The organism is Chryseobacterium sp. B21-037 (genome assembly GCF_028570785.1).
Lineage (GTDB): Bacteria > Bacteroidota > Bacteroidia > Flavobacteriales > Weeksellaceae > Chryseobacterium > Chryseobacterium proteolyticum.
Genome location: NZ_JALGCB010000001.1, coordinates 338588 through 363123 on the forward strand (window position 1 = coordinate 338588; position 24536 = coordinate 363123).

Genomic DNA, 24536 nt, shown 5'->3' on the forward strand with positions numbered 1-24536 from the left:
AACAATAAAAAAGGCAGCTTAGATAATCATGAATACATTTTACATCAATACATGAATACATTAATAATTAAAAAATGAAAAAATTATCTTTCCTGCTGCTTTGCTTCCTTAGCCTGGCTAATGCGCAAAAGCTGACCTCAAATGAAATTACAATAATTAATCAGGGAGATATTGGTTCTCCGCTTCCGATTTATCAGACAACAAATGCTGATCAGCATAAAACATTACTGAGCATTTCCAGTGAGGCTGATCCTGTTGATCCTAATACGGCGACACTGGTTAAAAGGATGAAGGAATCTCTTCTTTCTACCGATGGAGGAGTAGGAATAGCAGCTCCGCAGGTGGGTATTAACAGGAAAATAATCTGGGTTCAGCGTTTTGATAAAAAAGATAATCCTTTGGAGTATTTTATAAATCCTGTGATCATCTGGAGATCCGAGCTTCAAAACCTGGGACCCGAAGGAGATCTGTCCATTCCTGAATTCAGGGATCAGTTTTACAGGAGTAAAGTTATACAACTCGAATATGTTGATTTGAAAGGTCAGAAATACTCTGAGATTGTAGAAGGTTTTACAGCCGTTATTTTTCAGCATGAGATAGACCACCTTTTTGGAATTTTGATTTCTGATAAAAAAGAAAAAGAAAAAAATGATGCTTATCTGAAAGTAGATGCTTTTCAGAAAGTTAAATAAAAAACAGGCAGCCAAAATGGCTACCTGTTTTTTTATTTTTCAATTTTACTTAAAATAATATTGATGGAATTTTTAAGTTGCAACAGATCTTCAGGTTGAACATTGATCTTTTTCATAATCTTTTCAGGGACACCACACGCATTTTCCTTTAAATTTTTCCCCTGTTCAGTCAGAAATACCTGTACCACTCTTTCATCTTCTTTTTTACGGTTTCTCGAAATAAAGCCTTTGCCTTCTAATCTTTTGAGTAAAGGCGTTAATGTACCACTATCCAGCAGGAGTTTGTCACCGATCTGAGTAACTGGCAGCCCATCCTGTTCCCACAATACCATCATCACGAGATATTGAGGATAGGTAATATCCAGTTCATCAAGAAAAGGACGGTACAAACCTGTGATCTCCTTTGCGATTGCATATAAAGGAAAGCAGATCTGATTTTCCAGTTTTAGGTTTTCCGAATTTTCCATAACAATAGAATATGAATTGGGAATTGATATTATTTTCTAATGATAAATTCATCCATAGGAATACGTACTTTTTTCATAGAAGCCAGCCAGTCTTTTTCTTCATCGCGGTATCCTAAATATAGCAAACTTACACTTTTTAATCCTAATTCTTTCAAACCAAGAATTTCATCTACCACCTCATTACTGAATCCTTCTGCCGGTGTACTGTCGATTTTTAATTCTGCTGCCTGAGCCAAAGCTAAGCCTAAGGAGATGTAAGTCTGACGGGCGGTATGTAAAAAATGCTGTTCAGGAGTCTGCGCACCGTAAATTTCTTTCAATTTATCTGTATAGCTGTTGAAACGGCCTTTCGGAAGATCTCTTACATCAGTATGGTAGTCATACACTTTATCAATTTTCTCATTGGAATAATTATCCCACGCTGCAAATACAAGCACATGAGAAGAATCTCTCATCACTTCAGGGTTTAAAGCACCCTGAACCATTTTTTCCTTTAATTCCTGATTCTCTACTACAATGATACGGAAAGGCTGTAAGCCGGATGAAGTAGGAGCCAACCTTGCAGCTTCTAAAATCGTATTTAAATCTTTTTCCGATACTTTTTTTGTTGGATCATATGCTTTCACAGCATGTCTCCAGTTTAAATTTTCTATTAATGACATTGTTTTATTTTTTGTGAAATAATTTTATGGGACAAAGTTATGACAAAATTAAATTGCTTGCAATTTAATTTTAAATAATGTATTTTAGATAAAATCGATAATAGAAATATCACAAGTTTCGGATTTCGTAAAATAGACCATATTCCAATCTTTGCTGTACAATTTTAAAACAAAATACAATGCAAAGATTTATCAATCAGTATGCGCTGATAACGGGAGGAACGAATGGAATGGGGTATGCAGTTGCTGAGCAGTTTATCGGAGAAGGCGGAACTGCTATAATTACCGGAAGATCCGAAGAAACCGTGCTTAAAGCAACTGAAAAGTTAGGAAGAAAAGCAGTAGGGATAGTGTCCGATGCAGGTAATATGAAAGACCTGATGCATTTACAAAACGAAATAAAACAATACACTGAAAATATTGATCTCGTTTTTGCCAATGCAGGGTACGGGAAATTTAAGCCGATTGAAAATGTGAACCCTGAGGATTTCGATGAACTGTTTAATATTCTGGTAAAAGGACCTTTCTTTACCGTTCAGCAAATGTTACCATTAATGAAAAAGGGAAGTTCGGTTATTTTTAATACTTCAGTAGCTACAGAGATTTCAATGCCTAATTTCTCTGTCTACTCGGCTGCAAAATCAGCTGTGCAATCTTTTGTAAAGACTTTTGCCACTGAGCTGTTGGAAAGGGGAATCCGGGTAAACGCTATTAGTCCCGGACATATTAAAACCAATATCTTCAATAATACCGGATTGAATAAAGAGCAGATTGAGGATGCCGTTCAGCATATTATTCCTACAATCCCGTTTAAACGGCAGGGAGATCCATCGGAAATAGCAAATACAGTGCTTTTCCTTGCTTCAAGGGAAGCGTCTTATATCCATGGAGCCGAAATAAAAGTAGATGCCGGAATTTCTGTGATAAGATCCTAGGGAAAAAATTATTGGATGTCATTAACCTGTTTAATAATATTGGTTTTGTTCTCAATACCGATATTATAGGCCTTACCTTTTTTCAGGCTTTGGTTTAACTTTTCCAGAAGAGTTTTGTAGGAAGAATCTTTTTTTGACACATAAAAAACCTGCGCGCTAATTCCAATAGAGATGCGCATAAAATCCCCGGGATGATCGGGGTCTTCCGTAATCTGACTGATTGTTGCATTTTTGTACCAGGTTAAATTCTGTGAACCCGAACTACCGGAGCAGGATGTTATCATACAAAAAAATAATAGTAATGTCCATACTTTCATAAAAATAGTATTATTATATAACAGCACCTGCCCATTTACAGAATCAGCAGGTGCTGTAAAATTATCAATTAATTAAAATCCACAGCTGGATACATCCGGTGCAGGTGAAGGAGAACATCCGGAAAGCAGTGAAAATTTAGTCAGTACACAATTGGTATTGATCAGATTGTTGTCATACAGGTAAGAATTACTCGGACTTCTGTAATAAACATTTCCTGCAGTATTAGCATAAGAGGAAACGGATGCAGATCCGCAAGAGGTGTTAACGCAAGCGTTTCTCCATGCTGTATCTGTTACAGGACCGCTTGAAAATAGTGAAGGATCAATAATTCTTTTTTCCGTTACTCCGGAAGCATTTTTATAGCTTACCAATATTGCAACGTGGTAGCTCCACGCCACACAGCAAGTTCCTGTTGATGCCTTTAGGTTTCCGTATACAAATTGTTTTTCACAGTCATAGCCGTTGTTCATTAAGATTTGTCTCATCTTATGGGCTCTTGCATAACATCCGTCTACAGGATATCTGAATGTGATGCATGGTGAGGACGCCGTAGAGGTACCGCAAGACTGATTCTTTATTTGATTGAATAAAGAATTTAATGTAGCTACATCAGGAATTACACTCGCCAATTTATTGGTTTGCCCTTTTACTTCTTTTGTTAGGATCGTTTTAAAATATCTTACGTCTTCCGGGCTTGCAGACTCCACTTTTCCTATTTCATTGCTATTAGGCTTTAAGAAAATGTGTACAGGAGATTCATTCTTAACAGCCTGTCTAAGCATTCCGATATACTGCTCATTTTCTTTGGTCGGCTTAATTTCATAGAATTGCGCAGTTAACATAAATGACACCTTTATCATTCCGTTTTCTTCGTCTATCCCTACCGGTACAGTCTTTCCGAAATCTTTCAGCTTAGAATCATTTACACTTAGTTTTTCCTTTCCGTTGATTTCCTGATTCCCGTTGGAATCGGCACAGGAATTAAAAGTTAAGACGGTCACAAAGGCCATCATTGATAAAAAAAGATTTTTCATAATAATTGTAATTTGTAGTTTAATGGTGAGTTTTTGTTAAGTTGGTTGGTTATTTTAACTCTTATTTACTTCACTTTTTGGTGAAAATAAAATTAATAAAAAAAATAACATAAGCAAGTTATTTTTATAAAAACCAAAATTTTTAGTAATAATTAAAGTGTTTTGTTCATTAAAAACTATCGTTTTAATAAGTGTTAATAATGGCTCTGTGAATTTTACGATGAAAAAAATCCGGTTTACCTATTTTATTCGTGCAGGTTGCCAGCAGATTGGTTATTTCTTAATTAAGCTGCTTTGCAATACAATATCTCTGATTAATTTTTCAAAATAATAGTACAGCGTATTTATCTCGCTCATCTGATTTTCCAGGATAACAATACTCACATCAGAAGAGGGCACACAAACATTCAATGAAGTAAAGCCATCTCCTAGACCGGTATGACCAAAATAGCTCACTCCGCGGTCCTTTACAATACGAATAGCATATCCGTAACCCATCTTACCGATTCCGAATACATCATGTTCGGACAATACCGATGGGCTTATTAATAATTGATAGGTGTCTGCGTTTAGGATTTTGCCTTTATGAAGAAGATCATTCCAGAGAGATAAATCCTTTGCTGTGCTTATTACTCCATCTGCTGGCATATTTTCATCATTGATAAAAGAGTCATTGGAAACAGTTAATCCTTTTTCATTACTCATATGCCCCGAAACCAGCTTCTTCAGATCCGATTTCGCATAGCAGAAAGTATCTTTCATTTTAAGCTGCTTGAACAGTTCATTAGCCAATTGCGTGTAAGATTGATGGCTGACATTTTCGATGATTTTCCCTAACAAGATATAGGAAAGGTTACCGTATTTGAAATCAGAGCCCGGTCTAAATGCCAAAGGTTTCTCGAGATCAACAATCCCATGGGTATGGTTAAGCAACTGATGAACCGTTACTGAATCAGCCCAGGGCTGAGATAGTGATGGAAGGTACTTTTTTATAGGAGAATGTAAATCAACTTTTCCTTTTTCAACCTCTTTTAATAATAAAACGGCGGTGATCTGTTTGGTGTTGGACATGATTTCAAACTGATCATTTGGTTTTAAAGGAATTCGTGTCTTAGCATTTTTTATACCGTAAGCCCTGGAGTATTCAACCTTTCCGTTTCTGGTAACGAGAACAACCCCATTGAAAGTTCTAGGGCTCTTAACCTGAATTAGGCTATCGATCTTTTGTTTGTATTTATCCTTTTGTGCAAAACATATAGAAGAAATGGATAATAACAGATAGCAAAAGAACCGGGTTAATAGTTTCATTGGACTTTCAGATTTTATTAATTGCGCTAAAAATACAATGCAAAATACTAAATATGTAGGAGATTTTTCGATTTTTTATCCATATGATTCAGCCAAAAGTATATTTAAATACTATTTTTTAATAAGGCAAATCATATATGATCAAAGACTCTGTGGAATAGCCGAATGATAAATAGTTTTTAATTTTTCCCACCATTTCTCCTATATTCATCAAATAAATTGTTTTCAATTATTTTTCCATTTCTGAAAATATACTCAATGGAATCTCCTTTATTTTTTGATATGGAATCACCAATTTTATAGTTAAACTCTAAAATATTTTTTCTGCCATTAGAATACTTTACAAATAAGAAATTATGTTCTTTTTGGTTATTGTAAATATCAATAACCCTAGAATGATTCTCTATGTGTAAAAGTTGCTTTTTTACATTTTCTTCCCCGTAAAAATATTGATATATAATGATGACACGTATAATAAATCCAAAGAAAACAGCAAAGGAAATTTTAATCTTCCTTTCCATTCCAGGCTCTAATTCAATATTATTACTTTTCAAAGGTCTGCGGAAAAGTATTATCTATTGGTAAGCTGAGCTCCAAAAACATCTGCAAAATGTTTTGTAATTTTAGATTTGATATCTTCCATTTCCTGAGGGGAAAGTTCTCTTTCAAGTTCTCTTTTCAGAGAGGTCACCTGTTTATCTTTGATACCACAAGGAATGATATATTCAAAATAGCGCATATCGGTGTTTACATTAAGGGCAAAACCATGTAAAGTTACCCAACGGGAAGCTTTCACACCCATTGCACAAATTTTTCGGGCATACGGTTTTCCCACATCCAGCCAGACCCCGGTCTCTCCCTGGGAACGCTCGCCCTTAAGGCCATATTCGCCAATGGTTCTGATGATCACTTCTTCCAGGTTTCTCATGTATAAATGAATATCTGTAAAGAAATTTTCAAGATCTAAGATCGGATAACCTACAACCTGCCCGTATCCATGATAGGTAATATCTCCGCCACGGTTTACTTTTACAAAAGTAGCATCAATCTCTTTGAGTTTATCAATTCCCGCCAGCATATTTTCTTCATGTCCGCTTTTTCCTAAAGTATAAACATGGGGATGCTCCACCAAAAGCAAATGATTGGGTGTGGTAATATGTTCTTCAGCAGGTAAATCGCGGTTTTTTATTTTGGTATCAATGATATCTTTCATCAGTTTTTCCTGATAGTCCCATGAGGACTGATAATCTCTTGTACCCAGATCTTCGAATTCTACTACTTTATTTTGATGTGTATTCATAATGAGCGTCTGTCTTTTTTTATGGTCCTGTGGAAAGACTTGTACCATTTTTTAGACATACAAATTTAGTGATTTTTAATTCTTTATTGAATTTATAAAATCTATGGCATTATTCTTCCAATCTTTATCCTGTAATAGAACATTAACGAATGCTGTTCCTATGATTCCGCCGTCTGCCTTTTCCGTTACACTTTCAAAATCTTTTTTCGATTTTATACCAAAACCGATCATTACTGGATTTTTTAACTGAAGAAGAGATATCCTGGAAAGATAATCTTCATTTTTTAATACGGCATTTTCATTTCCTGTTGTGGATGAAGAACTTACCGCATACAGGAACCCTGAGCTTAAAGAATCAAGATATAAGATTCTTTCATCTGAGGTTTCAGGTGTGATCAGAAATGTGAAGTTGAGATGATATTTCTTCAGGATTTGCTGATAATTCTTTTCAAATTCAATAGGAGGGAGATCAGGGATAATGAGTCCGGTAACGCCACTTTCCGAGCATTCTTTGCAGAAATTTTCAAAACCAAAACTTAAAACCGGATTGATATATCCCATTAAAATAATAGGAATTTTAATTTCAGTTTTAATGGATTTCAGTTGTGATAGTAATTTCTCAATGGTCATTCCATTTTTCAATGCAAGTTCATGTGCTTTCTGTATAACGGGACCGTCGGCAACCGGATCCGAATAAGGCATTCCGATTTCCATCATGTCCGCACCGGCATCCTGTATGAGTTTTATAATATCTGCAGTATCTTCCAATTTAGGAATCCCTGCTGTGAAGTATATATTGAGTTTTTTCATTGGGTTTATTGTATTTATGTATTCATGTAAAATGTATTTATGATAAAAAGACGCATAATTTTCTTTAACAACTGTCAGAATCATTTTACATGAATACTTTTTACATTTTACAGATTAAAAATTTAAAGATTAGCTAAATAAGTTTCCATATCCTTATCACCACGTCCGCTCAGGCAGATCACCACGATGTCATTTTCGTCGAATTTCTTTTTATCCAGGACGGCCAGAGCATGTGAGCTTTCAAGGGCAGGAATAATTCCTTCCAGTTTTGTGAGCTCAAAAGCTGATTTCAGGGCTTCATCATCATTGATGCTGAAAAATTCCGCACGCTTTTCCTTAAATAAATGAGCATGGAAAGGCCCGATCCCGGGATAATCCAAACCGGCAGAAATTGAATGGGGTTCGATTACCTGACCGTCGCGGGTCTGCATGACAAGACTTTTGCTTCCGTGTAAAACGCCTAAAGTTCCAAGAAAAGTGGTGGCCGCAGATTTTCCGGATTCCACACCGAAGCCTCCTGCTTCTGCCGCAATAATTTTTACATTTTCTTCTTCCACAAAATGGTAAAAAGTTCCTGCTGCGTTACTGCCACCTCCTACGCAAGCAATCACATAGTCAGGATTCTCTCTTCCTGTTTGTTCATGAAGCTGTTCCCTGATCTCTTTTGATATGACGCTTTGAAATCTTGCAACCAAATCGGGAAAGGGATGAGGTCCCACAACGCTGCCTATAACATAATGAGTTGTCACGGGATTATTGATCCAATCTCTTAAAGCCTCATTTACAGCGTCTTTTAATGTTTTTGATCCCGAAATTGCCGGAACTACTTCTGCACCCAGCATTTTCATTCTTGCTACATTTGGAGCCTGCCTCTGAATGTCAATTTCACCCATATAAACAATACATTTCAAACCAAGCAATGCGCAGGCGGTAGCAGTAGCAACGCCGTGTTGTCCGGCTCCGGTTTCTGCAATAATTCTGGTTTTTCCCAATCGTTTTGCCAGTAAAACCTGGCCTAGTGCGTTATTGATCTTGTGGGCACCGGTATGGTTAAGATCTTCTCTTTTCAGATAAATGTTCGTTTTGTACTGGTTGCTCAGATTTTTGGCAAAATAAAGAGGAGTAGCACGCCCCACATAATTTTTCAGTAAATCCTGATATTCTGCCTGAAACTCCTCAGATTCTATAATTTCAAGATAGTTTTTTTGAAGCTCTTCTACATTTGGATAAAGCATTTCAGGGATAAAAGCTCCTCCGAATTCTCCATAATATCCATTTTGATCAGGGTTTTTATAATTCATTTTCATTGTTGTTATTGTATTAAATAAGCAGTTTTTTCTGAATCAAGCTGCTTGAAAAGATTTCTATTTTCTTCAGACAAATGGATGATCAGGATATCATCATCTTCAGAACTGATCCAGTGATCATCTTCCTGCTCCAGAATTTTTTTTGCTTTATCGTATAATATATCAATTTTGCACTTTTCATAAAAGGGGCGCAAATCGGAAATACAGAATCCAATAACCTGCAGGTCCCTCTCAGTAACATTTTCTGCTGAAAGCTTCAGCAATTGGCTGCCATAGCCATGTCCTTTTTGTGCAGAAACAAAGCCCACCATTTCTGTATAAGAATGTAGATTTCCCGATATCTTTAATGTAAAATCGAAATTCAGACGCAATACAGATTTGATATTTCCATCAGTGTCCAGTAATAAATGAAATTCAGAATTTTTAAATAGCTGTCTGAAATCATCAGCTTTCATACCTGTCCATTCCTTGTTTTCCCAAAGCTTTATTATTACTCCTATTTCCTGTACGGTAAGTTGTTCCGGATTTTTAATGTGGTACGTCATGGTTCAGGGTATTTAGATAGGACAGATTATGATCGAATTGCTGTCTTGTTATTTGTTTATTCTGGTACAGGTATTTTATTTTACTTGAAATGCTGATCAGGGTTTCGATATCTAGCTTTGAACGATACATTTTAAAGATCAGTTCCAGGTTATCCAGCAAATAATAAGAATCCAGTTTTTCATAAGATAAGAATATCTTAAAATAGATTTTTCCCAGGTCATAATTAACATTAGCTTTGACCGTATTTTCCATCAGTTTATCCGCAATTATTACCAAATGATATCCATCCCATAAATGAATGGTTTCAAAAAAATACTCAATATCATCTTCATTAAAATCCTTAATGATACTTATAAATATGGATAATAAACCACCCATTTCCCAGAAGTCTGTGGTGCTGTCATTTTCACATATGAAATCATGCAGTTTTTTTACCCTTTCATTCTCAAACCTCGGTGGGAATAAAGTTTTATAGAACTGTTTTTTCAATGATTGTATATTCATAAGGATGAGATTAATGGGTTTGACTTAAATACTTTAATTTTCTCTACATCTTTAATTCCTGGTCCGGTTTCAAATTTTGAATTGATATCCAAGGCAAAAGGTTTCTGATCCAATACTTTGATATCTTTTATATTCTGTTCTGAAATGCCCCCGCTCAGCAGGTATGGAACATTTATTTTGATATCATTTAACAGCGACCAGTCAAACTGTTTTCCAGTTCCTCCAAATGATTGACTATCCGTATCAAATAACAAATAATCAATAACGGATTGTATCCGGTCAATTTCAGAAGAAAGATGTCCCATTGTTTCACCAATCCTTAAGGCTTTGATTATTTTTACTTCCGGATCTGTTTTTTGCTTTAATACCTTAATATATTCATCACTTTCATCACCGTGCAGCTGAATAAAATTAAGCTCAGCCTTTTTAGTAATATCCGCTACATTTTCTATATCCTCGTTCACGAAAACTCCTACCTTTCCTTTGTGAATGATTTTCGAAATATTATCTAAACTTAAACGATTAAGTGCATACCGCGGCGATTTTTTGTAGAATATAAATCCTATAAAATCAATATTCATGGAAATTAATTCCAGAATTTGATCAGGCAGTGTAAGACCACATACTTTTATTTGTAGCTGCTGGTTCATCACGATAGGTTTATATGGTTGATGAATTCTTTAAAGGCTTTGGCAGGATCTTCATTCTTCATAAAATATTCACCCATTAAGAATCCGTCGAAACCCTTTTCTTTCAGGTAACTGAAATCCTCAATACTGTAAATTCCACTTTCAGCAACAGATAAAGTTTGTTCGGGCAGTTGATTTTTTAATCGGACAGAATGTTGAAGATCTACTTTAAAATCTTTTAGGTTTCTGTTATTAATTCCTACCAGATCAATATCAGGATGGAAGTGTTGCAATTCTTCTTCTGTATGCATTTCCAGTAAAACTTCTAATCCCAGTTCGTGTGATAAATGGGTGAACTCCAGAACCTGTGATGGTGAAAGACAGGCGGCAATCAGTAAAATAACATCCGCACCCATATTTTTAGCCTCATAGAACTGATATTCGTCGATCATGAAATCTTTTCTGAGAACGGGTGTTTTAATCTGACTTCTGAGATCCATAATATCTTTAAAACTACCGCCAAAAAAATCGGTGTCGGTAAGTATTGAAATTCCGCTTGCTCCAAAATTCTCATAAGCAGACACTACTTCAAAAGGAGAAACCTTATCATTAATTACTCCCTTTGAAGGAGATTGTCTTTTAAATTCAGCGATTATTCCGCTTTTCTCTTTAAGAGAAGATTTTAAAGAAGCGGTTTTTCTTTCAAAAAAAGCAGAATCCTTTAATTCTTCTACAGAAATATTTGCTTTTGAAAAATTAACTTCTTCTTTTTTTCTCGATATAATTTTATCTAATATGGTCATTTATTGTGTGTTTTTATATTTCCTGAAACTAATTAATTCTATTCAAAACCTCAAAATGCATTATTCTAATAACAGTTCCAGGCTTCTCAATGCTTTTCCGCCATGTAAACTTTCCTGTGCCAAAAGGAGGCAATCATCATAGGAACCGAATTTTTCCGTATGATAAAGTGCTACCGCAGCATTCGCTAAAACAACGGCATTTTGAGAATCTGTTCCCTTTCCTTCCAAAATATTCCTGAAAATTCTTGCTGCTTCCTGAATGGTTTTACCTGCCTGGATACTTTCAGGACTTACCGGATCGAATCCCAGATCTTCGGAAGAATAAATATTTTCACCTTTTTTGGTTATAATTTTACTGTCATGGGTAAGGCTGATCTCATCATATCCATCCAGGCCATGAACCAGGACGAACTCCTGAGGTTCTTTTTGTAAAAGATATTGATAAATCCTTGCGATTTCCAGGTTGTATACTCCGATCACAGAAAATTTTGGTTTTGCCGGATTTACCAATGGACCTAATAAGTTGAAAAAGGTTCTTAGCCCCAGTGATTTCCTCAATGCTCCGACAGACTGAAGGGCAGGATGGAAGTAGGGAGCATGTAAAAAGCAGATATTCGCTTTCTCCAGATCTCTGTTCAGCTTATCAGAATCATTATTCATCTGATAACCCAGCTCTTCCAAAACATTTGAAGAACCGGTAACAGCTGAGGCCCCATAATTTCCATGTTTTGCTACGCTTTGTCCTGCTCCGGCAATAACAAAACCGGCCAGCGTTGAAATATTGATCGTGTTTTTGCCATCACCTCCCGTTCCTACGATATCTAAAGCATCAGTGGCATCAAGGCTTACAGGAACTGCCATTTGCAATAATGCTTCCCTGAAGCCTTCCAGCTCTCTCAATGTAATATTGCGCATAAGGAAAACGCTCATAAAAGCAGTAACTTCCGTTGAATTGAATTTATTCTGGGCAATTTCAATCATGATCGCTTTGGCCTCAGATTTAGATAAGGTATGATGATTGAATAAATATTGCAGGATCTCTTTCATTTGAGGTGTTTTTATTGTTGAGGGAATATCTTGTGTTTTCAATGTAATAAGAAATTTTTAATGATAACTTCTCCGTCCGGAGTTAAAATACTTTCAGGATGAAACTGGACACCATGTACATCATAGGTTTTATGTTGCAGGGCCATGATCATTCCATCTTTATCTACGGCAGTGATCTCCAGTTCTTCGGGGAACTGATCGGGATCCACAGCCCAGCTGTGGTATCTTCCTACTTCCATTCCTGATGACAGGTTTTGGAAAAGTTTGGTTTTTTCTTTCACCAGCTCTGTGGTGGTTGCCACACCATGAAAAATTTCTGAAAGATTAATCAGTCTTCCTCCGAAAGCCTCAGCAATGGCTTGTTGCCCCAGACAAACTCCGAGAATGCTTTTAGTGGGAGCATATTTCCTGATCAGATCAAGTAATATACCGGACTCCTCAGGTATTCCGGGACCTGGAGACAAAATGATCTTATCATACTTTTCCACTTCTTCCAGGCTGATTTCATCATTCCGATAGATATCCACTTTCTGGTTTAGAATTCTTTCAATAATCTGAACCAGATTATAGGTAAAGCTATCGTAATTATCAAATACTAAAACTTTAGCTGTTGATTGGGTTTTTATATTTTCGTTCATCTTATTTAAATTAGTATTTGAGTTTATCTGCCTTTTCTACAGCTTTCTTGAGTGCGTTAAGCTTATTGTTGACTTCCTGAAGTTCACTTTCAGGATTGGATTTGGCTACCAGTCCTGCACCGGCCTGATAAAAAAGAGTATTGTTTTTACTTAAAAAGGTTCTGATCATAATAGCCTGGTTGCAGCTTCCGTTCAGACCTACCATTCCGATACAGCCTCCATAGTAACCCCGTGAATCCTTCTCATATTGATTGATTAATTGAAGGGCTTTATGCTTAGGAGCACCACTTAAAGTCCCCTGAGGAAAGGTGGAAGCAACCACTTCAAAAGGATTGGTATTTTCCGGTAATTCCGATGTTACTTCACTTACCATATGAATAACGTGAGAAAAAAGTTGGATTTCCTTTAACTTTGTTACCGTTACATTTCTTCCCATTTTTCCCAGATCATTTCTTGCCAGGTCTACCAGCATAGTATGTTCAGCATTTTCCTTGGGGTCATTTTTTAATTCTTCTATAGATTGAAGATCTACATCAAAGTTTCCGGTTCTTTTAAAAGTTCCCGCAATAGGATGGATGATGGCCTTATGATCTTTAATAATCAGTTGGCTCTCGGGGCTCGATCCGAATAATTTGTAATCTCCGTAATCGAAAAAGAACAGATAAGGAGAAGGATTGATATTTCTTAAAGCACGGTATACGTTGAATTCGTCACCCAGAAACTTTTGTTCGAATCTTCTGCTCAATACCAATTGAAAAACATCTCCCCGCATGCAGTGTTTTTGAGCCGTTTTAACCAGTTCCAGATATTCTTCATCGGTAATATTTGAGGTTTCTTCACCCGTTTTCTCAAAAGGGTAGACTACTGAGCTTTTATTTTTTATTAAATTTTCTAAAGTATAAAGTTCTGATTTGATCCCTTCGATTTGATTTTCGATAAAATGCATTTCATCATTGTAATGATTGATTGCAATAACGTACTGGTATAATCTGTATCTCACAAGGGGAATTTCAACCTCCGGGCTTTGTGCTTTAAAATTGATGTTCTCGAAAAACTGAACCGCCTCAAAGCTGGTATATCCGAAAAGGTTTTGTGCTGTTTCTTCAATGGGATCCGTTGTTTTTTCACAATCAAAAACAGAAGAAAAGTCATGCAGGATATCTGCGATCTTATGATCAATGATAAACTGCTTTACAGGTTCTGAATTGGGGAACTTAACCTCGAATTCATTAAGGTTCTTAACCTCAATTCCTGCTATGGCATTTATGGCGATAAATGAAAAATTATTATCTATGTTTTTAGAATCCGAGCTTTCCAAAAGAATGGTGTCCCTGAACTTGTCACGGATCTGCAGATAAATATTCATGGGAGTCTGAAGATCTCCCAGTGTTTTCTTTGATACGGTTTTTACCTTTATATTCTTATTAAACATTTGATGTTTTTATTTTTGTTTGAGATTAAATAATAAAAAAAAGACTTCAACGGAATCCGTCAAAGTCTTGATATTTTGTTTATCTTATTTTATTGCAAAGCAGCTTAACAATTAGCAATACGATAATCCTTTCAGACCCGACGAAGAGTTTGAAAGCCACCACCAAAAATTATTGCTCGTATTAAACATGGCACAAATGTAAAAATTTTTTTTAATATCAAAACCAAAAAAGAATAAAATTAAAAAAACTTAAGATAAAATTAACTATCGGCTCTCTTCCAATTCTTTCTTCAGCTTTTCAATTTGAATATTGTAGTTATCATCTTTATAAACTTCTACATAATTTTCTAATGCAGTTAGGTATTCTTTGATGAATTCTTTATTGGTGGGATCTGCCTCATATTTTATTTTTGCTGTATTGATAGGAGCCTGCATTTCATATTGGCGAAGACGTCTGCCTTCTTCGGACTGATCATATAAAATCACGATATTTTTCTCATATCCCGGAATATATTTTACGGGAAATGGACTGTTTACCTGTGGAATACGGATTGCATTTTCAATAGGGTATATAGAAGCCGAAGTGGTAGAGAAAAAAGTTGTAATATATTTACCGTCCTGCTTTTTTACAATTGCTTCATAATCATGGATATACATATCGTTTAATGTAGAACTTGTCTCCACATCGGAGGTAATGATTGCAGTACTTTCAGTTCCGTATTTGTTTAAAAACCAGGCATTCAAAAACTGTCCCGCAAAGGCATTGGCTATTCCTAAAGGGATAATCGGCAGTAATAACCACCATTTTTTAGTAAGGAATGATACTAAGCTGAAGAAAACAATCAGGAGGACCACGGTGTAAAAACCATGATGACTGGTGAAAAACAGAATTTTAGAAATGAATATCATACTTTAAAATTAAAATTTTTATTTAGATAAAAGAACATTAGTAATCTTATTCCAGATAAATTATTGTTGAAACGGATATTTATCATCACTTTAAAAATTTATTTTTTATACTTTTGCTTAAATTTTATAGAAAAAATAATGAAAAAAGTATTAGCACTTGCATTTATCGGAGGTTTATTAGTTGTAAACTGCAAAAAGAAACCAGATCATTCACTACAAGATAGCAACACAATGCTTGAAGAGCCTGAAGCAACTACAGTTGTAGACACTACCGCAACAGCCCGCAACAAACCAGAAGCAGATGTAAATGCAGCAGTATCCGTACCTGCAAAGGACGCAAAAGCAGATACATTGACTAAATAATGAAAAAACTGTTTTTGACAGGATGCATAGGATTTTTTATTCTTTCCTGTTCCAAAAAAGAAAATACACCTGTTGATACTCCTTCATCAGAAACAACTGCTGCTTCTGAACCGGCAAAAACCAATCTTTCCGGGAGCCAGATCATAGAAACGTTGGATTGTACAGGATGTCACACGGTTAATGAGAGAATGATAGGACCTTCTTATCAGGAAATAGCTGACAAATATTCTGAAAAAGATATTGAAATGCTGGCCTCCAAGATTATAGAAGGCGGAAGCGGAGTTTGGGGAAGTGTTCCTATGCAGCCCCATCCTCAGGTATCTAAAGACGATGCAAAAAAAATGGTAGAATATATTTTAAGTCAGAAGAAGTAAAATATGTCTGCTGAAAAATCCAGTCTGCACACAAGAAATCTTCATCGTGATCCCTATGATTTTGATCAGCTCATTTCTTGTGTGCCAGAACTGAAGCACTATGTTTTTGTTAATGCACACCAAACATTAACGATCAACTTCAGCCTTCCAAAGGCGGTAAAACTACTCAACAAAGCCCTTTTACAACATTTTTACCATATCCGGAACTGGGATATTCCTGAAAATAATTTATGCCCTCCGATTCCCGGAAGAGCAGATTATATTCATTACATTGCTGATTTACTGGCTCTTGAATCCGGATCCGGTGAAATCCCTGAAAGCTCTTCAATAGATGGTATCGATATAGGTGTAGGAGCTAATCTCGTGTATCCTTTAATTGCTCACAGGTCTTACGGATGGACAATGACGGGAACAGATATTAATAAAGACTCGTTGCAAAATGCACAACGTATTCTCGACAATAACCCGGATCTGTCATCTTTTATTCATTTGAAGCATCAGCCGGCTTCTGACTGTATATTCAGGAATATGCTTCTAGAAGGAGACAGATTTATGTTTTCAATGTGTAATCCTCCTTTTCATGACTCTGAAGAATCTGCCATAAAAGGAAATCTCAGAAAGACTAAAAATCTCCGTCAATCCAGAGTTAAGAAGCCTTTACTCAATTTTGGAGGACAACAATCGGAATTATGGTGCGAAGGTGGGGAGCTTGCTTTTATTACCAGGATGATACATGAAAGCAGTTTATTCGCTTCGCAGGTCCTGTGGTTTACCTGTCTGGTTTCCAAAAAAGATAATCTGTATCCACTTACCACACTCCTGAAAAAGAGTAAGACAGTAGAGTTCAAAACCATCGATATGGCTCAGGGCCAAAAAATAAGCAGAATTCTGGCCTGGACATTTATCCCTCAACAAGACAGAAAAGGCTGGTTCCCGTAAGCAAACCTCTCTTTAACCGCATTTTTACAGAAATAAATATATTTCTGGGAAAAGTCATTGACAGTCAACTCAAAAATACCTAAATTTGTAGGCTTTTAGAAAAATAAGAAATGCAATTATCAGAACAAGAAATCATTAGAAGAGAAAAGCTTAATAAGCTTGTTGAAATGGGGATCAACGCGTTCCCGGCAGATGAATACAAAATTACAGATACAACAGAATCTATAAAACAGGATTTTTCTGAGAGTAAACAGGTGAAGATTGCTGGTAGATTGATGTCCCGAAGAATTCAAGGGAAGGCTTCTTTTGCTGAATTGCAGGATTCTACAGGTAAAATTCAGGTATATTTCAACAGAGATGAGATCTGTACAGGAGAAGATAAAACTTTGTATAATGAAGTGTACAAACACCTTTTAGATATCGGGGATATTATCGGTATAGAAGGGGAGCTTTTTACCACACAAGTAGGGGAGAAAACTGTACTGGTAAAGAATTTTACTCTCCTTACGAAATCTTTACGTCCGCTACCACAATCCAAAACGGATGAGAATGGAGTAATACATGATGGATTTAATGATCCTGAACTAAGATACAGACAACGTTATGTTGATTTAACCGTCAACCCGCATATTAAAGAAATTTTTGTGAAGAGAACAAAATTGTTCAATGCCATGAGAACCTTCTTTAATGATGCAGGATATTTTGAAGTTGAAACTCCGATTCTTCAATCCATTCCGGGAGGAGCTGCGGCAAAACCGTTCATTACACACCATAACGCCTTGGATATTCCATTATATTTAAGAATTGCAAACGAGCTTTATCTTAAAAGATTGATCGTTGGAGGATTTGATGGGGTATATGAGTTTTCCAAAAACTTCAGAAATGAGGGAATGGACAGAACACATAATCCGGAATTTACAGCGATGGAAATTTATGTGGCTTACAAGGATTACAACTGGATGATGGATTTCACAGAAAAGCTATTGGAATTCTGTGCTACTCAGGTTAATGGAAATGCCGAATCTACTTTCGGAGAGCATAAGATAAATTGGAAAGCACCTTATCCTAGAGTTTCAATGACTGAAGCGATCCAGAAATATACAGGATTCGATATCACAGGAAAAACTGAAAAGGAATTGTTTGATTTTGCTAAATCTATTGGGATTGAGGTTAATGAAACAATGGGTAAAGGGAAATTAATTGATGAGATCTTCGGAGAAAAATGTGAAGGAAATTTCATTCAGCCAACTTTCATTACCGATTATCCGATCGAAATGTCTCCTTTAACTAAAAAACACAGAAGCAAAGAAGGCTTAACAGAGCGTTTTGAGTTGATGGTTTGCGGAAAGGAAATAGCTAATGCTTATTCTGAGTTAAATGACCCTATTGATCAGAGAGAACGTTTCGAAGCGCAGATGGCTCTTTCTGAAAGAGGTGATGATGAAGCGATGTTTATCGACCAGGATTTCCTTAGAGCTTTGGAATACGGAATGCCTCCAACTTCCGGATTAGGAATTGGTATGGACAGATTGATCATGTTCTTAACGGATAATGCATCCATCCAGGAAGTATTATTCTTCCCTCAGATGAGACCTGAAAAAACAGTTCCTCAGATTGAATTGGGAGAAGATGAGAAAGTAATTCTTGAAATTTTAAACTCTCAGGAAGAAGCATTCTCTTTAGCAGAAGTTAAAGAAAGAAGTCAGTTATCCGGTAAAAAATGGGATAAAGCATCTAAGACTCTAACTAAGAATAATTTAGTCAAAGTAGAAAAAGTTGATGAGCAGGTTTTAATGAAACTAGTATAAATAAGAAATTCATTCATTTTTAAGTTTAACTGGCTTAAGCTTAGAAGGCTTTGACTTACTTATAAAATTTGTGCTTGGCGTTTTATATGATTTTATAAAAGATTTCTTTCCTACAATTAAAAATGAGTATCAAACAACAAAAACAAAGCTTATGGAAATAATAAAAAACGGTGCGATAAAAACCTTAATTGCGTGAGTCATATTTTTTATTCTAAGTTAAAGTCAATGAATAGTTAAGGTTAGGGATCGGATCCCGCTTACGCACAAAAATCCTGAAGATACTTCAGGATTTTTTTTGCTACAAACTATAAATTGTTATTTTCCGTTCCATATAAAACTCAATTTCGATGAAAATTTTTGTTTTATTTTTTCTGTTACAATGTCTTGTCATTAAGTCGCAAATGATTGAATCTGTTTACTTTGTGCATGATGACTATAAACTTGATAAGCAATCCCAAAAGAAATTAGATAGTTTGGCTCAGTTAAAAGGCAATTTAAGATTCAGGATTTTTGGAAATTGTGATTCTACGGGAAGCATACATTACAATAAAATATTGTCTGAAAACCGTGCAAATGCAGTTAAAAAATACCTGCAGGAGAAAATTAAAACTCATATTACAATTGAAAATGTTGTAGGTCTCGGTGAGGGAAAACAGATCAATGATAATAGTTCAGAAGAATTACGGAAGAAAAACAGAAGAGTAGATATTTTTATAGACAGAGAATGGGCTAAGGGAGAAAAAATTCTACGAAAAGTTCCTCCAAGTTTTGTAGATCTGAGTGTTGCTGAGCTGAAAGTTCAAAATACATATTCTCTTCCTAATGTTAATTTTATTGGCGGCCGTCATGTCTGGCTCCCGGTTGGGAATGAAACAATTCTTAAGCTGCTTAAAATACTAAGAGATAATCCGGCTATGCAGGTAGAATTACAGGGGCATATTTGCTGTGATTATAATAATTTTGATGGTGAAGATCTTGATTTGGGTACTTTTAATCTTTCACATACAAGGGCTAATTCTATAAAGGAATTCCTCCAGATGCAAGGTATAGATTCCAGCCGTATAAAAGCAAGCGGACAAGGACATCTTAATCCGGTTGCTTATCCCGAACAAACGGAAGCGGACCGGATTATGAATAGGAGGGTTGAAATTGTTTTACTTAAAAAATAATCCTTACTTCCTTAGTTTACTGAATGAAGCCATCAGGTAAAATAAAAACGGCAGAATAAATAAAGATCCTAACATTAATGCCCACGCTAAAGCAGAAATCGTTTTCGGAGCTGCTACATGTTCTAATAATGAAAGATGCTGCCCATTCCCTAATAATATGATATCAGGGTTATGCTGATACGTTGCGGCCACCAGGATCATAATAACCTGGAATCCTGCTAAGGCACGAACGGGAAGGAGCTTCCGTTGTTTCATAGCCCGGAAAATCAATAACAGTGCTATCGTTGCAAAGGCAATTGCCATAATTCCCAAAGGTTTGGAGAAAACCCAGGTAACTAGAGGAATGCCCGAAAGATACGCTGAAAGAAAAACCAGAGCTCCGGTGATCACTACAAAGATCATCGTTTGTTTGGATTTTCTGATCATCAGATTAAGTTGCACACGATCCTTGGTTTCCCTAAGAGAAAATATTGAAGCAAGATAGGCACAGAGGGCCACTGTAAATAAACCAACGGTCACTCCGAACCAATTCAGCCAGCTGAAAATATAGAGATCCAGAAATGTGGTGGCGTCCGGATTAATGGATTGGGAAACTGTAGCTGCCGCAATCAGCCCTAAGAAAAAAGGAGTGAGAAGGCTTGCATAATAAAAAATGTGAGTATATAAAAACTGCCAGTCATCTTTCACCGCATCATAATGCCTGAATGTAAAAGCGGTACCTCTTGCAATAATTCCTACAAGCATAAGAACTAACGGAATATGCAGGTAAGTGGACATCGTTGTGTAAATTTCAGGAAATCCTACAAACAGGATCACAATAGCAATAATCACCCACATATGATTCGCTTCCCAAACCGGAGCGATTGATTCATACATAATCTCCTCTGTTTTATGACGGGATTTTTTATTGGTGAATAACTCCACGATCCCTGCGCCAAAATCAGCTCCTCCCAAGATTACATACAGGCAAATTGACAGCCAAAGAAAGCCTATAACAACGTAGATCATGATTTTGTATTTTTAGCGTTAAACTGAATATCTGTAGGGTCATATAATTTCGGAACCATTTGGATTTGTCTTTTGAGAAGAAATATTAAAATCAATGACAGGGAAACAAAAATTGCGGTGAAGAAATAGAAGGAATACTGGATGCCCGGCATAGGCGTTACAGCATCTACAGTCCGCATAATACCATAAATTATCCAGGGCTGGCGGCCTACTTCTGTTACAGTCCAGCCTGCTTCCAATGCTATATATCCAAAAGGAGTGGCGATCAGAAATGTTTTCAGCAGCCAGTTCTTGCTCAGCCATTCTTTTTTAAAGAATAGCGAATAGACATATAGAGAACCTATGCAGATCATTATGACACCAAAGAAGATCATGATCTGGAAAGAGTAGTGGACAACGGCAACAGGAGGCCATTCATCTCTGCTGAAATCATTCAATCCCTTTACTTCAGCATTAAAATCATTACTGACGAGAAAACTTAATAATTTAGGGATTTTTAATGCATATTTGATTTCGCCTTTCTTTTCATCCGGAATTCCTCCGATCACAAAAGAAGCTCCCTTTTCTGTTTTAAAATGAGCTTCCATTGCAGCCAATTTTATAGGCTGTCTTTCTGCAACTGATTTAGCAGCGATATCACCACTTAAGGGAGCTCCGAAAGCTCCTATGAGGGCAAAACCTGCAGCAATTCTAAATGCTTTGGTGTGAAATTCCACATTTCTTTTTCGCATAATTAAAAAAGCATGAACTCCTGCAACGGCAAAACCGGTTGCACAAAATGCAGCTACCGTCATATGCAATGCCTGTGGAAACCAGGCTTCATTAAACATCGCTTTGATAGGATCTATATTTACATATTGTCCGTTGATATAATCAAAGCCTGCGGGAGAGTTCATCCACGCATTGGCTGCAACGACAAGGATGCCGGAAGCCAATCCACTGAGTCCGACTAAAAATCCACAGAACCAGTGAAACCATTTGTTGAACTTATCCCATCCGTAAAGAAAAAAACCGATAGCAATTGCTTCGATAAAAAATGCTGTTCCTTCAAGAGAAAAAGGCATTCCGAAGATGGGGCCGGCGTGTTTCATGAACTGTGGCCAAAGAAGTCCCAATTCAAAAGAAAGCATAGTTCCGGAAACAGCTCCTGTTGCAAAAAGAATGGCGACTCCTTTGCTCCATGCTTTTGTAAGTCCCTTATATACTTCGTTTTTTGTTTTAAGGTATTTCCAGTGGGCAAAGGCCATTAAAAATGGCATAACCATACCTACACACGAAAATATAATGTGGAAGCCGAGGGACATGGCCATCTGGGCACGGGCTGCAATGAAATCGTCCATAATATCAATTTTGAGTAAATAAATTTAAGCATTAATTATAGAAGAATACATGATTTAAAACAGTTGATATTATTGAAATGCAATATAACTTTGTATTTTTTTAAGATAAAAATGCCTTTGATTCGTGTTGAAAACTCCATCTTTTTTGACATATTTTAACTTTCATATCTCGAAAAAAATCACGATATTTGTAGGTCTTTGCAATTGGCAAAGTTTAATAATTTGATATGAGTCAGAAACAATATACAGCTAGTAGTATTCAGGCATTGGAAGGAATGGAGCACGTTCGTATGCGTCCTTCAATGTACATTGGTGATGTAGGAGTAAGAGGTCTCCATCATTTGGTTTATGAAGTAGTAGATAACTCTATTGACGAAGCGTTAGCAGGATACTGCGATACCATTTTCGTTAGCATTAAAGAAGGAAACGGAATCGAAGTAATGGATAACGGTAGAGGTATTCCGGTTGACTTCCACGAAAAAGAACAAAAATCTGCTCTTGAAGTTGTAATGACGAAGATCGGAGCAGGAGGTAAGTTCGATAAAGATTCCTATAAGGTTTCCGGAGGTCTTCATGGTGTTGGGGTATCTTGTGTGAATGCACTTTCCAATGAAATGATTACAACCGTATACAGAGACGGAAACGTTTACCAGCAGGTATATTCCAAAGGAAAAGCACAAACGGGAGTTGAAGAAATAGGGAATAGTGACAAAAGAGGAACTAAGCAGTTCTTCCAGCCTGATGATACCATTTTCACTGAATTAGTATATAACTATGATACGTTAGCAAGCCGTTTACGAGAGCTTTCTTATCTTAATAAAGGTATTACCATTACCCTTACCGATGAAAGAGAGACTCTGGAAGATGGTTCTTTCAAATCAGAAGTCTTTCATTCCGAAGGCGGTTTAAAGGAATTTGTTGCCTACATTGACGGAAGCCGTGAGGCCATTATGGAGAATGTAATCTTCATGGAGGGCGAAAGAGATGATATTCCGGTTGAAGTGGCAATGCGTTACAATACTTCATTTAATGAGAATCTTCACTCTTACGTTAATAATATCAATACCCATGAAGGGGGAACACACCTTGCGGGTTTCAGACGTGCATTAACGAGGACCTTAAAGAAATATGCCGATGATCTGGGGATCCCTCAGAAAGAAAAGGTAGAAATTACGGGAGATGACTTCCGTGAAGGTCTTACAGCCGTGGTTTCCGTAAAAGTAATGGAACCGCAGTTTGAAGGGCAAACTAAAACAAAATTGGGTAATTCCGAAGTTTCCGGAGCAGTTGATAAAATTGTGGGGGAAATGCTTACGAACTTCTTAGAAGAAAATCCTAACGAAGCTAAAATTATCGTTCAGAAGGTTGTTTTAGCAGCAAAAGCAAGACAGGCTGCGAAAAAAGCCCGTGAAATGGTTCAGAGAAAATCTCCGATGGGAGGTTCCGGACTTCCTGGGAAATTGTCCGACTGTTCTTCTAAAAGTCCTGAAGAATCTGAAATATTCCTTGTTGAGGGAGATTCCGCAGGAGGTACTGCAAAACAAGGACGTGACAGACATTTCCAGGCTATCCTTCCATTAAGAGGTAAAATTTTGAACGTTGAAAAGTCTATGCTTCATAAAGTTTATGATAATGAGGAAATTAAAAATATTTACACAGCTCTTGGGGTTTCTGTAGGAACGGAAGAAGACAGTAAGGCGTTGAATATGGCGAAACTGAGATATCATAAGATTGTCATCATGACCGATGCCGATATTGACGGTTCCCACATTTCTACATTGATTCTGACATTCTTCTTCAGATATATGAAAGAATTGATTGAAAATGGTTATATCTATATCGCTCAACCGCCTTTATATTTATTGAAGAAAGGTAACAAAAAAGTATATGCCTATAATGAAAAAGAGCGTGAGGAATTTACTCTGGATATGTCTCCGGATGGAAAAGGAGTAGAGGTACAACGTTACAAAGGTCTTGGGGAAATGAATCCTGAGCAGCTTTGGGAAACGACCTTAAATCCTGAGCATAGAATATTGAAACAGGTAACTATTGACAATGCTGTAGAAGCAGATAGTGTTTTCTCTATGTTGATGGGAGATGAAGTTCCGCCAAGAAGAGAGTTTATTGAGAAAAATGCAAAATATGCTAAAATTGATGCATAATTTATTTTTCTAAAAAATATAATGAAAAAGGC

Annotated in this window: 27 protein-coding genes; 8 read left to right on the forward strand and 19 right to left on the reverse strand. The window is 36.5% G+C overall.

All coding sequences use genetic code 11. The features are described from left to right. The first annotated feature begins 74 nt into the window (after positions 1-74). Complete coding sequence (gene def, locus MTQ00_RS01490) at positions 75-692, forward strand: peptide deformylase (protein ID WP_273647451.1); 618 nt, start codon at positions 75-77, stop codon at positions 690-692. A gap of 32 nt (positions 693-724) precedes the next feature. On the opposite strand, the gene MTQ00_RS01495 is transcribed toward def, so the two are convergent. Together MTQ00_RS01495 and MTQ00_RS01500 are read right to left on the reverse strand one after the other, a co-directional pair. Beyond that, the gene (locus tag MTQ00_RS01495; RefSeq protein WP_172277597.1) at positions 725-1159 is read right to left on the reverse strand and encodes a MarR family winged helix-turn-helix transcriptional regulator; all 435 of its coding nucleotides are present in this window, start codon (positions 1157-1159) and stop codon (positions 725-727) included. Positions 1160-1188: 29 nt separating this feature from the next. Continuing rightward, positions 1189-1821: an NAD(P)H-dependent oxidoreductase gene (locus MTQ00_RS01500; protein ID WP_273647452.1), complete on the reverse strand. Its 633-nt coding sequence runs from the start codon at positions 1819-1821 to the stop codon at positions 1189-1191. 179 nt (positions 1822-2000) lie between these two features. Between MTQ00_RS01500 and MTQ00_RS01505 the strand changes: the two genes are divergently transcribed. Further along, entirely contained in the window at positions 2001-2756 is a 756-nt protein-coding gene (locus MTQ00_RS01505; protein WP_273647453.1) for an SDR family oxidoreductase, read from the forward strand. An 8-nt stretch (positions 2757-2764) separates the two neighbouring features. Here MTQ00_RS01505 and MTQ00_RS01510 read toward each other — a convergent pair whose 3' ends face one another. The 15 genes from MTQ00_RS01510 to MTQ00_RS01580 form a co-directional block, all read right to left on the reverse strand. Continuing rightward, the gene (locus MTQ00_RS01510) at positions 2765-3040 is read right to left on the reverse strand and encodes a hypothetical protein (RefSeq protein WP_273647454.1); all 276 of its coding nucleotides are present in this window, start codon (positions 3038-3040) and stop codon (positions 2765-2767) included. Positions 3041-3145: 105 nt separating this feature from the next. Next, positions 3146-4108, reverse strand: coding sequence for a protein-glutamine glutaminase (locus tag MTQ00_RS01515; protein ID WP_273647455.1), 963 nt, complete (start codon positions 4106-4108; stop codon positions 3146-3148). 273 nt (positions 4109-4381) lie between these two features. Then, on the reverse strand, positions 4382-5416 hold the full coding sequence (locus tag MTQ00_RS01520) for a serine hydrolase domain-containing protein (RefSeq protein ID WP_273647456.1): 1035 nt from the start codon (positions 5414-5416) through the stop codon (positions 4382-4384). A 179-nt stretch (positions 5417-5595) separates the two neighbouring features. Continuing rightward, positions 5596-5970 carry a hypothetical protein gene (locus tag MTQ00_RS01525; protein WP_273647457.1) on the reverse strand — a complete coding sequence of 125 codons (375 nt, stop codon included), beginning with the start codon at positions 5968-5970 and terminating at the stop codon, positions 5596-5598. A gap of 17 nt (positions 5971-5987) precedes the next feature. Continuing rightward, the gene (gene lipB, locus MTQ00_RS01530) at positions 5988-6716 is read right to left on the reverse strand and encodes a lipoyl(octanoyl) transferase LipB (protein ID WP_273651040.1); all 729 of its coding nucleotides are present in this window, start codon (positions 6714-6716) and stop codon (positions 5988-5990) included. A 75-nt stretch (positions 6717-6791) separates the two neighbouring features. Beyond that, positions 6792-7526: a tryptophan synthase subunit alpha gene (gene trpA, locus MTQ00_RS01535; protein WP_273647458.1), complete on the reverse strand. Its 735-nt coding sequence runs from the start codon at positions 7524-7526 to the stop codon at positions 6792-6794. Between the two features lie 122 nt (positions 7527-7648). Then, positions 7649-8827, reverse strand: coding sequence for a tryptophan synthase subunit beta (trpB, locus tag MTQ00_RS01540; RefSeq protein WP_273647459.1), 1179 nt, complete (start codon positions 8825-8827; stop codon positions 7649-7651). 11 nt (positions 8828-8838) lie between these two features. Next, a complete protein-coding gene (locus MTQ00_RS01545; RefSeq protein ID WP_273647460.1) occupies positions 8839-9378 on the reverse strand; it encodes a hypothetical protein in 540 nt (179 codons plus the stop codon). Continuing rightward, the gene (locus MTQ00_RS01550) at positions 9362-9883 is read right to left on the reverse strand and encodes a hypothetical protein (protein ID WP_273647461.1); all 522 of its coding nucleotides are present in this window, start codon (positions 9881-9883) and stop codon (positions 9362-9364) included. The genes MTQ00_RS01545 and MTQ00_RS01550 overlap by 17 nt, the downstream gene beginning before the upstream one ends. Further along, positions 9880-10533, reverse strand: coding sequence for a phosphoribosylanthranilate isomerase (locus tag MTQ00_RS01555; protein ID WP_273647462.1), 654 nt, complete (start codon positions 10531-10533; stop codon positions 9880-9882). Before MTQ00_RS01555 ends, MTQ00_RS01550 begins: the two co-directional genes overlap by 4 nt. Continuing rightward, a complete protein-coding gene (gene trpC, locus MTQ00_RS01560) occupies positions 10533-11315 on the reverse strand; it encodes an indole-3-glycerol phosphate synthase TrpC (RefSeq protein ID WP_273647463.1) in 783 nt (260 codons plus the stop codon). The genes MTQ00_RS01555 and trpC overlap by 1 nt, the downstream gene beginning before the upstream one ends. 60 nt (positions 11316-11375) lie before the next feature. Beyond that, positions 11376-12362, reverse strand: coding sequence for an anthranilate phosphoribosyltransferase (gene trpD / locus MTQ00_RS01565; RefSeq protein ID WP_273651041.1), 987 nt, complete (start codon positions 12360-12362; stop codon positions 11376-11378). 38 nt (positions 12363-12400) lie between these two features. After that, the gene (locus MTQ00_RS01570) at positions 12401-13000 is read right to left on the reverse strand and encodes an anthranilate synthase component II (protein WP_273647464.1); all 600 of its coding nucleotides are present in this window, start codon (positions 12998-13000) and stop codon (positions 12401-12403) included. A 10-nt stretch (positions 13001-13010) separates the two neighbouring features. Further along, positions 13011-14432, reverse strand: coding sequence for an anthranilate synthase component I family protein (locus tag MTQ00_RS01575; protein WP_273647465.1), 1422 nt, complete (start codon positions 14430-14432; stop codon positions 13011-13013). A gap of 264 nt (positions 14433-14696) precedes the next feature. Next, complete coding sequence (locus MTQ00_RS01580; protein WP_273647466.1) at positions 14697-15341, reverse strand: hypothetical protein; 645 nt, start codon at positions 15339-15341, stop codon at positions 14697-14699. Between the two features lie 138 nt (positions 15342-15479). On the opposite strand from MTQ00_RS01580, the gene MTQ00_RS01585 reads away from it, so the two are divergent. The 5 genes from MTQ00_RS01585 to MTQ00_RS01605 all read left to right on the forward strand — a co-directional run bounded on the left by MTQ00_RS01585 (position 15480) and on the right by MTQ00_RS01605 (position 19994). Next, positions 15480-15704, forward strand: a complete 225-nt coding sequence (locus tag MTQ00_RS01585; protein ID WP_172276484.1) for a hypothetical protein — start codon at positions 15480-15482, stop codon at positions 15702-15704. Beyond that, on the forward strand, positions 15704-16078 hold the full coding sequence (locus MTQ00_RS01590) for a c-type cytochrome (RefSeq protein ID WP_172277630.1): 375 nt from the start codon (positions 15704-15706) through the stop codon (positions 16076-16078). The genes MTQ00_RS01585 and MTQ00_RS01590 overlap by 1 nt, the downstream gene beginning before the upstream one ends. A gap of 3 nt (positions 16079-16081) precedes the next feature. After that, positions 16082-17017, forward strand: coding sequence for a 23S rRNA (adenine(1618)-N(6))-methyltransferase RlmF (gene rlmF / locus MTQ00_RS01595; RefSeq protein WP_273647467.1), 936 nt, complete (start codon positions 16082-16084; stop codon positions 17015-17017). Positions 17018-17127: 110 nt separating this feature from the next. After that, entirely contained in the window at positions 17128-18825 is a 1698-nt protein-coding gene (lysS, locus tag MTQ00_RS01600) for a lysine--tRNA ligase (RefSeq protein ID WP_273647468.1), read from the forward strand. 347 nt (positions 18826-19172) lie between these two features. Continuing rightward, entirely contained in the window at positions 19173-19994 is an 822-nt protein-coding gene (locus tag MTQ00_RS01605; RefSeq protein WP_273647469.1) for an OmpA family protein, read from the forward strand. A 3-nt stretch (positions 19995-19997) separates the two neighbouring features. On the opposite strand, the gene MTQ00_RS01610 is transcribed toward MTQ00_RS01605, so the two are convergent. Both MTQ00_RS01610 and MTQ00_RS01615 read right to left on the reverse strand, forming a co-directional pair. Then, on the reverse strand, positions 19998-21002 hold the full coding sequence (locus tag MTQ00_RS01610; protein ID WP_172277638.1) for a cytochrome d ubiquinol oxidase subunit II: 1005 nt from the start codon (positions 21000-21002) through the stop codon (positions 19998-20000). Then, complete coding sequence (locus MTQ00_RS01615) at positions 20999-22342, reverse strand: cytochrome ubiquinol oxidase subunit I (protein ID WP_172277640.1); 1344 nt, start codon at positions 22340-22342, stop codon at positions 20999-21001. Before MTQ00_RS01615 ends, MTQ00_RS01610 begins: the two co-directional genes overlap by 4 nt. A 227-nt stretch (positions 22343-22569) precedes the next feature. Between MTQ00_RS01615 and gyrB the strand changes: the two genes are divergently transcribed. Beyond that, a complete protein-coding gene (gene gyrB, locus MTQ00_RS01620) occupies positions 22570-24504 on the forward strand; it encodes a DNA topoisomerase (ATP-hydrolyzing) subunit B (RefSeq protein WP_172277642.1) in 1935 nt (644 codons plus the stop codon). The last annotated feature ends 32 nt before the right edge of the window (positions 24505-24536 follow it).